Below are 10,972 nucleotides of genomic sequence, written 5' to 3'. Positions count from 1 at the left end.
GACTGGCAACGGTCTGCGGGAAAGGCATTGGAACGCTCCCGATGGAGTAGGCCGCCGTGGCAGATGCCACCCTGCTTTGCAAGCAGGAGTCAGCCGACCGAATGTAGCGTGCCGTGACACCTTGGATAAGGCCGAGCACAGTTACAAGCCCTCGATCTTAATCGTGAGTAGCTGACTGGACACAAGTGGACGTTAGCTCATCCAACAATGCCTCGAAGCATCGATTTTCAGACGGTGCTTTCTCGCGGCGTAGAGGGCAAAGCTCACCTTTTAATAATGAGGATGACCAATCATTACTCTTGCCCGGGGGCGGAATGCAACTGGGGAAGCCAGATGAGTGCCTGTGTTGTCTGAGGACGATACCCGCGGAATCTGGATTCATTCGAGGCCTAGAAACCTCGGTTCTCCTCGGCGGTCGTTGGCCGCGACTTCGACACGCGGGGGCGAACTTGGACCGCAGCGCGTGCTTATCCTTCGGGATGGGACACCGCGGCGCAAGAGATGGATCGTCACCCTGACGGTGATCGCACGCCACTGCAGAAGCGTCGGTCCAGTGGGGTTTGATGAAGTACCCTGAGGCGCCGTAAACCCCGGGCGCCTTTTGCATTTCCTTTTTGTCACGTCCATATTTCATTTGATTTCGGAGATGAAGTGAGGGGAGAAGGCTCAGGCCCCTGGAACCTACTGGGGGAGGCAGCCAGACCATCAGGTGGGAACATATAAATAGGGACTCGAACAACTATTACGTCTTGCCCGGAGCGCACAGGGCCGGGGCGATCAAGAAGGCGACGGCCGCCAGTGGGCGCGCCAGAACCCTTGAAGTCCATGCGCCGCTTTCACGGCGGCGTTCCGCACCTGACGCGGTGAAAACGCGAAGGCCATGCGGATCCCCTTGGGCGGTTCCCTCAGAAGGGACCATGTGAGACCCGCGGGGAAATGGACAGCCAGCCGCCGGAGCCGACGGTGCCATTTTGTGGAATGGCACGAGCGAAGGTCGCTGAGACGCGTCCCACCGCCTGCGCATATCCGGGCACTTATGAATCACGTTCAGTTCTAGGCCGTGGTTCATCATCGGACCGTCATCGTGCAGGATTGCTCACAAACGTACAGCCAGATAGCCAGAGAGTAGGTTATTTATAGCCTCGGCTGACAATAGGATAGATGCCCGGAGGCGGAATGCATCTGGGGGAAACCGGATAGGATCCTGTGTCGTTTGAGGACGACACCGTAGTTGTCCGGTCCCATTCGTGGCCCAAGAACCACGACCGACCATCCGAAGGCGGACAGTCTGCGGAACCCGCTCGAAGAAGGCCGATTCCCACGGCGGAGCCAAAGTCCATTTGGACGGGAGCCCGGCGTGCGAGATGGGACGAAGCGGAGCAACGATCCGAAGGGCCTGCAGTCCTTCCCGATCGAGACCGCGGCGAACTACCCCGAGGCGCCGTAAGCTCCGGGCATTTACATTTTCTTGGAGGTCATGTCTTTCCCTGATGGAGATGACGCGGGAATTGGTAGGATTAAAATAGAGCATACACAATCCCCCAGACAATCCTATCAGTGCATGTTCAACGGAGGTTAACTCGAATGGCAGCCGCGGAGCAAAAGGTGCAAGAGGCGCCGGCCTCATTGGCGAAGAAGCTTGAGGCAGCGATCGGGAAGGAGAACGTCAAGACGAGCAAGATGGAAAGGCTTCTCTACAGCCACGATATCGCCCCCTTGCCCAAGGAGACCCAGATCGCGTTCAAGAACGTGCCAGACGTGGTCGTGAGGCCGAGGTCCACCGCGGACGTGCAGAAGATTGTGAAGATCGCCAACGCGGAAGGGGTGCCGATCACTCCTCGCGGAGCTTCTTCCTGGGGATTGGGCGGCTCGATGCCCATCTTCGGCGGCATCGTCATGGACATGACGGGAGGCATGAGCAAGATCCTGGACATCGATGTGGACAACCTCTGCGCTACCGTTGAGGCAGGGGCGTCGTACAAACAGGTCTACGACGCTTGCCTGGAGAAAGGGCTCCTTCTCGGCTCGTACCCGAGCAGCTTCCCCAGCGCCTCACTGGGCGGTTGGATCGCCAAGGACGGCGTGGGCATCGGTTCCTACAAGTACGGAGGGCCGGGGGCCAACCTTCGCAGCATGGAGGTGGTCATGCCCGACGGTTCGATCGTCGAAACGGGGTTCAGGGACGTGGCGGACAACAGCGCCGGCTATAACCTGAACGCGCTCATGGTCGGGGCTGAAGGCACGTTGGGCATAATCACCAAGGTCACCGTGAAGCTTAATCCGTTCGGGGGCGTGCTGAAGAACGTTTCCTACTCCTTCGACAAGCTGGAGGACATTCAGCAGCCGCTGTGGGACATCGCCCGTTCTCAGGTGGTCCCGCTGCACATCGCCTTCTCGGACGGCAAGCACCTCGAATATCTGCGGAAGGCGGGCAAGCATGCTCCGGAGGTAGGAATGATCCTCAACGTGGCCTTCGACGGCACGAAGGAGGACGTGGAACGTCAGGAAGCGTTCGTCGACGCGATCGTGGCCAAGCACGGCGGCAAGAAGATGGCGCCTGAGGTCGGCGTCCACGAATGGGACGAGCGCTGCTACGAGTTCCGCTCCCGCGAGGTCGGGTTGGGCGCCATCCCTGGAGAAGTTGTCGTCAGGCTCAAGGACTTCAAGGTCGTCACCCAGAAGTGCTACGACCTGCTGAAGGAGTTCAAGATGGAAGGCGCGATCATCGGCATCATGTGCGACCGCAACACGGTCATGTTCATGCCCTACTACTATCTGGACACGGACTCGCTCATTAGCATGATGTCCTACGCCTACAACAAGAAGCTCTCGGACGCCTCATTCGAGCACGGAGGCAGACCGCTCGGCTTCGGGGCGTTCTTCGCCGCCAACCTGCAGATCATCCGGGGAAAGGATGGCACTGAGCAGATGAAGCGCATCAAGAATGCGCTGGATGCCAATGAGATAATGAACCCCGGCAAGCTCCTGGAGATGAAGACCCGCTTCGGCATCGGCATCTCGTCCAAGCTGTTCGAGATCGCCATGGACGCCGCCGGAATGGGCAAGAAGATGTTGCCCCGGGTGGAGCAGTTCGAGGCCAAGGCGGAGATCTACGAAGCGGAACGGGCCAAGAAGGAGAAGGCGGAGCACAAGCACTGATCCGTTTCTCAAACGCCTTCCATGCTCTTCTATCCTAGATTCTTCTGCCTCCGGCTATTCCAGCGGATCTAGCGCTGAACGTTCAGGCGATCATCCTTCTCATTGAGAGAAGGCGAGGAAGAGGATTGCCGACTCAGCCCTTCGAATACTTATCCGGGTCGGAGTCGAACCTCTTCTTGCAGCCGGGGGCGCAGAAGTAGTAGCCCTTGCCCTTGTAGTTCGATTTCCATTTGGCGGTCTTCTCATTCACTTCCATCTTGCATATCGGGTCTATTGCGGTCATCGATTCACCTCTTCTCCTTTCTCTTGATCTCAGGAGTGTATCTCTTCAGCAGCGCCGCGTTGGAAACCACCGACACGGAGCTGAGAGCCATTGCCCCCGCGGCCACGATGGGCGGGAGCAGCACGTGGAAGAACGGGAACAGCAGCCCAGCGGCCAGAGGAATGCCGGCCGTGTTGTAGCCGAATGCCCAGAAAAGATTCTGCCGGATCTTCCGCATGGTCCTCTTGGAGAGCTGGATCGCTGCCACCACGTCCTTCAGGTCGTTGCGGATGAGCACTATGCTGCCGGTCTCTATCGCAACGTCCGTCCCAGAACCGATGGCGATGCCCACGTCCGCCTTCGCCAGGGCGGGTGCGTCGTTCACGCCATCTCCGACCATGGCGACCACCTTGCCCTCCTTCTGCAGCTTCTCCACTTCCTTGGCCTTGTCCTCGGGGAGGACTTCGGCCAGCACGCGCTCGATGCCCAGCTGCTTGGCTATGACGTTGGCGGTGCGACGGTTGTCGCCGGTGATCATCACCACCTCAATGCCCATATCTTTGAGGGCTTGGATGGCCTCAGGGGCGCTCTCCTTGGCGACATCCGCCACCGCGATGATCCCCAGCACCTTCGAATCGGCCGCCAGGATCATGGCCGTCCTACCTTGCTCTTCCACAGCGAACACCTTGCCCTCGGCCGATTCCAGAGGCACCTTGTACTCCGCCATGAGCTTGCGGTTGCCCAGCAGCAGAACGCGTCCGGCGCTTTCCACCCTGACGCCGCGACCAGGCAGGTTCTCGAAAGCCTCGGAATCTGCGATCTTGATGCCCAGCGACTGTGCCCGCCTCAATATGGCCTGACCGAGGGGATGTTCGGAGCCCTTCTCGGCCACGGCAGCCAGTGCGATGATCTCCTTCTCATCGGCGGCGATGGGCACGACATCCGTCACCTCTGGCTCACCTTTGGTCAGAGTGCCGGTCTTGTCGAACGCCATTACCTGGACATTGCCAGCGATCTCCAGGGCCTCTCCGCCCTTGATCAGGATGCCGTTCTCCGCCCCTCGTCCCGTGCCGACCATGATGGCCGTCGGGGTCGCCAGGCCAAGGGCGCACGGGCAGGCGATCACCAGCACGGATATGAAGGCCGTGAGCGAGAAGACGAACCTCGGGGCGGGCATGTCCGCGAATTGTCCGTAGGCAAGGAAGTACCAAAGGAGGAAGGTCAGAACGGCAATGCTGATGACCGTGGGCACGAACACGCCTGCCACTCGGTCTGCGAGTCGTTGTACTGGTGCCTTGGAGCCTTGGGCATCTTCCACCAGGCGGACGATCTGCGCTAAGGCGGTGTCCTTCCCCACCCTGGTGGCACGAACCCGCAGCAAGCCGTTCTTGTTTATCGAACCGCCGATGACCTCCGAATTCGTGCGCTTCTCCACCGGGATGCTCTCGCCGGTGAGCATGGACTCGTCGACCGCCGAAAAGCCCTCAATCACCTCGCCATCGGTCGGCACCTTCTCCCCCGGCCGAACGACGAATACCTCGCCCACGTCGACGTCGTCCACAGGCACCTCCACCTCGATGCCTTCCCTGACCACCCGAGCGGTCTTGGCCTGCAGGTCCACTAGCTTGCGGATAGCCTCGGAAGTACTGCCTTTGGCCTTCGCCTCCAGATACTTGCCGAAGAGGATGAGGGTGATGATCATGGCCGAGGAGTCGAAGTAGGTATCCTTGAACGCCACCGCATCGGGGAAGAAGACCACCGCCACGCTGTATAGATAGGCAGCGGAAGTGCCAACGGCTATGAGCGTGTCCATGGTGGCAGAGCGGTTGCGCAGCGCCTTGTAGGCGTTGATGTAGAAATGGTAGCCGGCCACGAACTGCACGGGAGTGGCCAGGAAGAAAAGCACCAGGTTGCCGTACAGCATGAAGAACTCGACCTTGCCCAGGTCGGTGAACATCATGGCCAGGGCGAGCGCCAGCGTGGGAATTGAGAAGACCAGGGAGAAGTAGAGCAGCCGTTTCTGTCGGCGCATCTCCCTTTCCCTCGCTTCCTTCTCCGCGTCCCGGGTCTCGGCCTCGATGACTTCGTATCCGACCTCACGGATCTTGCGCTTGATGTCCGCCATGCGGATGCGCGAGGGGTCGTAGACCACCTTCACTTTCTCCGTGGTCAGGTTCGCTACGGCTGCCTGCACTCCGTCCAACTCCAGCAGCGCCAATTCGATGGTCTCCACGCAGGTGGCGCAGGTCATCCCCCCCACCAAGATGGTGGCGTCGTTGATGACCAGGTCATATCCTGCGTCCCTGACCGCTGCCTTCAACCGTTCGACGTTCACCTTCTTAGGATCGTAGGAGACGGTGGCGCGCTCGGTGGCAAAGTTGACCTGAGCATCATCCACGCCGGAAAGATCGACCAGGCTCCGTTGGATCGTCTCCGCGCAGGTGGCGCAGGTCATGCCTGTCAAGCCAAAGGAAGCGGTGCGCTTCTCAGCATGCTGGCGTTCCGCCGCTTTTTCGTGCTCGTCCTTCTCTTCTGCCATGACGGCGTGGCTATTGCAGGCCCACCTAGAAGTCAGTTCTGCCTGACGTTCGCTATCATTCGAAGCGCCAGGACTTAACGAACGTGAAGATACCCCGAAAACTTTAACTCAGGTCGAGGAATCTTACGTTCATGAACCTGGACGGGACGGATGTGAGCATTCTGAAAGTGCTCCAGGAGAACGGGCGCCTCTCCTTCAGGCAGATCGCCGAGCGGGTCGGGGTCAGCGTCCCCACGGTCAGCAGCAAGATCGCCAACATGGAGAACACTGGCGTCATACGCGGTTACACTGCCCTATTAGACCCGGAGAAGTTGGGAGAGATTTGCGTCATCATCACCATCAAGGCCAAGCCATCGGAGCTTCGTCCATTGGGGGAGAGATTGAAGCAGAGCGAGCATGTTCGACAAGTATATCTCACCAGCAACAGCAGAGTGCTGCTCTTGTGCAGCTTCACCGAGTCGCATATGGTCAACGACTTCGTCAGCCGTCTGTCCGAGCAGCCGGAGATCATCGAGTACGACGTCGCCAGCATCATCGGGGTGATGCGGGAGGACCAAAGGGCGTTGGTGACCCCTGGGCTGACGGTGGTCCTCCAATGCATCTACTGCAAGAAGGAGATTCGCGACGAAGCGGTGAAGATGAAGTTGGACGGGAAGGACTACTACCTTTGCTGCCAGACCTGTCAGAAGGCCTTCCAGGAGAAGTACGAGAAGCTGAAGAGCCTGGCCTAGTCACCGCTCAAGAAGGCGATGGCCTCGATCTCCACCCGCGCGCTTAGCGGCAGGGCGCTCACTTGCACGGCGCTCCTTGCAGGTGGTGACTCGGGAAAGAACGATGCATATGCTTCGTTCACTTCCTTGAAATGAGCCAGGTCCGTCACGAAGACGGTGGTCTTGATGACCTTGCTCAGCGCACTTCCGCCAGCCTCCAGTACCTTGGACAGATTGCGCAGGCATTGATCCGTCTCCTCGGCCACGTTCCCGGGGACGAGCTTTCCAGTGGCAGGATCGAGGCCGATCTGACCGGAGCAGAAAAGCATGTTCCCCATGACCACTGCTTGCGAATAGGGTCCGACAGGTCGCGGCGCGTGCTCGGTGAAGATGATCTTGTGCATGAGATTGCATGCAGCTCAGGAGAGATAAGCGATATCCTCGCATCTATCTGGCACCGCGGAGCGCTATTGTACTAGGGATATCGGCCACGCTCCTCACCACCTGCGGGCAGGTGTGCTTCCGCCACTCCTCGACGGTCATCACCCCGGTCAGAACCCCTACGAACGCGGATCCGGAGGCACGGGCGCATTCCAGGTCGATGAGGTGATCGCCCACGTAGAGGCACTCCCGGGCATGAACCCCAAGCTTGGATGCGATACGCTGCATCGCCAAAGGGTTGGGCTTCGCTTCTTCCAGGGGGTGGTCGTCGCGGCAGACCATGTGATGCAGCACCTCGTCGAGTCCCACCTTCCGCAGGGCGGCAGAGGCATAGGGTCTCGATCCGCGGGTGAGAACGCCCAAGGCAAGACCCTGGGATCCAAGCATCGCCAGGGCATCATGGGCACCTTCCACGGCTTTGACCATAGGCAAGGTGCTCAGCTCGCAGTCCGTGAGGATGCCTCCCAGACGCACATCCAGATCTAAGAGGTAACTTTCGTCCCGCAGTCTAGAGAGGTAGTTGCGTCCTTCTCGGATGTTCGTCAGTACGGTCTTCTCGGTGTCCACGGCGTGCCTGGAGGCCCCGCACCGCTCCAGCTCCGCGACCACCCTCCTGCGCATCTCTTGGAAATCGACCGCGCTCTCCACGAGGGTGTTGTCAAGGTCGAAAACAACGGCCTTCGGCCGGAGCACGTTCCGCATCTTCTCGCTCCTGCATTGCGCGGTCGCGGATGAGCCTTTCCCTTCCTACCGCGAGGTGAAGACACGGAATTCGCCATATTGGGACAGCCAGCAGACGAATTTCGGCATCCTAATATAAAAGATTAACTGTAGCATGCTCAAACACCTATTATATATTTTCCAGGTCAAAACTGCCAATACAACTCAAGGTGACTCAATGAACCCGAAGGTAGTGACGATGGTTGCGGCGATATCGTTCATCGCCGCCGCGGCTGGGCTTGCGATTGCATGCTCTTGCGTCGATGCGAATGCAGCTGTTCTTGGGATTCCGATGTTGGACCCCCACACCATCCCGATGTTGGACCCCCATTAGAGCTTAGCAATTCAGTCCTCCTAAACTCCTTACTTCTCCATTTTCTTTGAGCCTTTGACGGACTGCTTCATCTCTTCCACTTGTTTGACAAGGCTTTCTTGGCCAGTGCCTTTGGCAATCGTCATGGCCTCTTCGAACAGCTGGTCAGCCCCTTCAAGATCCGAATTCTCACGGTAGGTCACTGCGATCTCGCACATCCAGTAACAGAGCCTCAGGGGCGAATTGGCATCCCTCATTATCTGCAAGCTTGTGGCGAACTCCTCCTTGGCCCATTCCCAGTCCCCCTTCTTATGATATAGATAGCCACGATACAGGTGCGAGGCGGCCAACAAGAAGCGCTCGTTCAGTTTTTGGGCGATCTGCTCCGACCGTTCGAGCGTGATCTCCGCCTTCTTCACGTTGCCGATCTCCACGTACGAGCCTGCCAGGTTGGATAGAGCATAGCCCTGAACGACAATGTCACCTACCGAGCATGCCAGCTCCACTGCCCGTTCGAGCTGATGAATGCCTTCGTCCCTGAACCCGAGGTTCCAGAGGTCATTCCCCAGGGAAGCACAGACCTTGGCGATCTCGTCCTGGTCCGAGGTCCGCTCCAGCACCTCCAGCGCCTGCCGCTTGTAGCGCACCGCCGTTTCCAGGTCCCTGAGCTGACTATAGGCCTTGCCGATGCCATGAATCGCCTTGCCGTGGCCAACATCGTCGCCGATGGACTTGGCCAGCTCCTCGGCCCGCGTGAAATGTTCTACGGCCTCTTGGAAGCGCCCCTCCCGTTCCGCCACTCCCCCCAGGTCATAATGCACTTGGGTAAGGGTGTGCGAGTCCTGGATGCTTTCTGCGATTTCCTGGCTGCGTTTCAGATAGACGCCCGCTTCCTGGTACTCGTAGCGGCGCAGGTGCACCACTCCCACTCGGCGGTTCACTTCCGCCAGCAGCCGGCGGTCATTTTCGGGCGAGGCCGTGCTCAGCAGCTCCACGTATCGATCGAGCGCCTTCTCCCATTCTCCCTGGATGTCCCATATCTCCGCTTGCAGGAGGAGTATCTCGATGTGGTCCCTCACTTCGCCCCCCTGCCTTTCCGAGATGCTCGCCAGCAATGGAGCCAGGAGGCTGGCATAACCCCGGGTGAGGATATCCCGGCCATTGGCCGCGGCTATCTGAGCCGCCACATCGAGTTCGCCTGCCATGATGCTGTGGTATAGGGCCTCGACATAAGAGGGGGCGGTCTCGTCTCCCTGGTAGTACCTGGAAGCGGCCTTGTGGTACACCCTCCTCTGTCTGGGCGAAAGTCTGGAGTAGAAGAACTCGCGCATGACGTCGTGCATGCCTACCATGCGCCCGGAGGTCTCGTTCAGCAATGCCTTTCGGATCAGGACCTCGATGGTGTCGTAGTCCACCATATAATCCTGGTAGGAACGTTCCTTGTGACCCTGGCCTTGTTCCTTGGCGATCTCCTCTTCCATGACGAAGAAGGAATCGGTCGACACTGGATAACGGAAGACCGAGGCGATCTCCAGGATGCGTTTTTCCGTGATCTCCAGCTTGGATTGCACCTCTTGCTCGATGAACATGCGGATGCTCTTGCCCAGAGCCAGCTTGGGGTCCTCCACCAGTTCCATGAAGAAGGGGTGGCCTTTGGTGATGCGGTAGATGTCTTCAAGCGCTTCCTCGGGCAGTGCACGGTCGCGCATCAGGCGCATGCTGCTTTCCCGGTCCAAACCACCTAGATGGATCTCCACCACCACTCCATTCATGACCGCGCTACGGTGGTAGAAGGCTAACGATTCCCGGCTGGTGCATATCAGCTTGATGTTCGGGGTGTGCTCGAGCGTGCCCATCAAGGCGCCCAGAAAATCCAACACCCCCCGCTCCGACTTGTGCACATCATCCAGGATGATGAGCGCGGTCACATCCCTTAGGTCCGTCTCCAGGAGATGACTGATCTCGCCTAGATTGGGGGCTTCGGTCTGGGTCAGGTACCACTCCAATCCTTTCTTACCCAGCTGGGAGAGGAACTCGGCGATAGGCCGCAACAACCCCTTGAGGTTCATCCACTCATGGATGCGGAACCAGAAAGTGTTCACCCTTTCCCGTCGGTCCTGCGCGAACTTGGCCAATAGGGTTGTCTTGCCGATGCCCGCGATGCCTTGAACTACAACCAGGCGAGTGACCTCCGAGTCCACGAGCTCGTTGAGGCGGGCCAGCTCCTCTTCCCGACCGTAGAACACGCGGATCGTTGGCTTCCGGTCAGTGAAATCGACGAACCTTCGTTCCTCCTTGACCTTGCCTTCGTGGAAGGAGGCACAGTCGAATCGACCCCTCTCCACTCCCAAGGCCAGCTCCACCAAGGAAAAGCGCCTCGGCAGGTACACGCCCACCCGACCGAACTCCTCCCGGTGCTCCTGACCTTGCATGTCCACCACCCGGACCTCGAGCGCCTCCACTTCCTTCTTCAGGGTCAGGGCCTCTTCGAACCCTCGATGGGTAAGGAAGTAGACCTTGCGCGTGCTGGACAGCCCCTTGACATGCTTGTTCTGGATCTCCACCGCTCCCGCCGCGGATAGCTCGACGACGAGCTTGGTCACGTTGTTCCTTCCCACACCCACGCCGATGGCTATGCCCTCTTGGGTCACCCCTTTGGGAGCATCGGCATCCTGGCAGAAGCGATGGAAGGTGAGAAGGTGGAGCAGGACCTTCTCCTTGATGGTGAGGAATGACTTGCGCGTGGTCCTGTTCACGCCACTGATTCGCTGTCCGATGAAAAAAAGATTCTGCTTTGAAAAGTAGCATGCTCAAATGAGCTTTATATA

8 protein-coding genes are annotated in these 10,972 nt (G+C 58.9%); 3 read left to right on the top strand and 5 right to left on the bottom strand.

Translation table 11 applies throughout. From position 1 onward, the window contains the following. Positions 1-1,584 precede the first annotated feature (1,584 nt). Positions 1,585-3,159 (top strand): FAD-binding oxidoreductase, encoded by a 1,575-nt coding sequence (locus NT137_07235; GenBank protein ID MCX6653124.1) that lies wholly within the window; start codon positions 1,585-1,587, stop codon positions 3,157-3,159. Positions 3,160-3,292: 133 nt separating this feature from the next. On the opposite strand, the gene NT137_07230 is transcribed toward NT137_07235, so the two are convergent. Both NT137_07230 and NT137_07225 read right to left on the bottom strand, forming a co-directional pair. Then, entirely contained in the window at positions 3,293-3,442 is a 150-nt protein-coding gene (locus NT137_07230) for a YHS domain-containing protein (protein ID MCX6653123.1), read from the bottom strand. 4 nt (positions 3,443-3,446) lie between these two features. Then, positions 3,447-5,960: a heavy metal translocating P-type ATPase gene (locus NT137_07225; GenBank protein ID MCX6653122.1), complete on the bottom strand. Its 2,514-nt coding sequence runs from the start codon at positions 5,958-5,960 to the stop codon at positions 3,447-3,449. A gap of 131 nt (positions 5,961-6,091) precedes the next feature. Between NT137_07225 and NT137_07220 the strand changes: the two genes are divergently transcribed. Then, a complete protein-coding gene (locus tag NT137_07220; protein ID MCX6653121.1) occupies positions 6,092-6,691 on the top strand; it encodes a winged helix-turn-helix transcriptional regulator in 600 nt (199 codons plus the stop codon). Here NT137_07220 and NT137_07215 read toward each other — a convergent pair. Together NT137_07215 and NT137_07210 are read right to left on the bottom strand one after the other, a co-directional pair. Further along, a complete protein-coding gene (locus NT137_07215) occupies positions 6,688-7,074 on the bottom strand; it encodes a RidA family protein (protein ID MCX6653120.1) in 387 nt (128 codons plus the stop codon). The two genes, NT137_07220 and NT137_07215, sit on opposite strands and share 4 nt — an antisense overlap. A gap of 43 nt (positions 7,075-7,117) precedes the next feature. After that, on the bottom strand, positions 7,118-7,804 hold the full coding sequence (locus tag NT137_07210; GenBank protein ID MCX6653119.1) for an HAD family hydrolase: 687 nt from the start codon (positions 7,802-7,804) through the stop codon (positions 7,118-7,120). A gap of 205 nt (positions 7,805-8,009) precedes the next feature. Between NT137_07210 and NT137_07205 the strand changes: the two genes are divergently transcribed. Further along, complete coding sequence (locus NT137_07205) at positions 8,010-8,165, top strand: hypothetical protein (GenBank protein MCX6653118.1); 156 nt, start codon at positions 8,010-8,012, stop codon at positions 8,163-8,165. 29 nt (positions 8,166-8,194) lie between these two features. Here the strand turns inward: NT137_07205 and NT137_07200 are convergent, their stop codons facing one another. Then, positions 8,195-10,900 (bottom strand): tetratricopeptide repeat protein, encoded by a 2,706-nt coding sequence (locus NT137_07200; protein ID MCX6653117.1) that lies wholly within the window; start codon positions 10,898-10,900, stop codon positions 8,195-8,197. Between the last annotated feature and the right edge of the window lie 72 nt (positions 10,901-10,972).

The organism is Methanomassiliicoccales archaeon (genome assembly GCA_026394375.1).
In the GTDB taxonomy this organism is placed as follows: Archaea; Thermoplasmatota; Thermoplasmata; order Methanomassiliicoccales; family UBA472; genus JAJRAL01.
Note: the sequence above shows the minus strand (reverse complement) of the source record. Positions and strands in the feature narration are given on the sequence as shown.

Bases quoted from the DNA above. Each gene is read 5' to 3' on its own strand.
- NT137_07230 (MCX6653123.1), bottom strand. From the start codon at position 3,442: ATGACCGCAATAGACCCGATATGCAAGATGGAAGTGAATGAGAAGACC.
- NT137_07215 (MCX6653120.1), bottom strand. From the start codon at position 7,074: ATGCACAAGATCATCTTCACCGAGCACGCGCCGCGACCTGTCGGACCC.
- NT137_07225 (MCX6653122.1), bottom strand. From the start codon at position 5,960: ATGGCAGAAGAGAAGGACGAGCACGAAAAAGCGGCGGAACGCCAGCAT.
- NT137_07205 (MCX6653118.1), top strand. From the start codon at position 8,010: ATGAACCCGAAGGTAGTGACGATGGTTGCGGCGATATCGTTCATCGCC.
- NT137_07220 (MCX6653121.1), top strand. From the start codon at position 6,092: ATGAACCTGGACGGGACGGATGTGAGCATTCTGAAAGTGCTCCAGGAG.
- NT137_07235 (MCX6653124.1), top strand. From the start codon at position 1,585: ATGGCAGCCGCGGAGCAAAAGGTGCAAGAGGCGCCGGCCTCATTGGCG.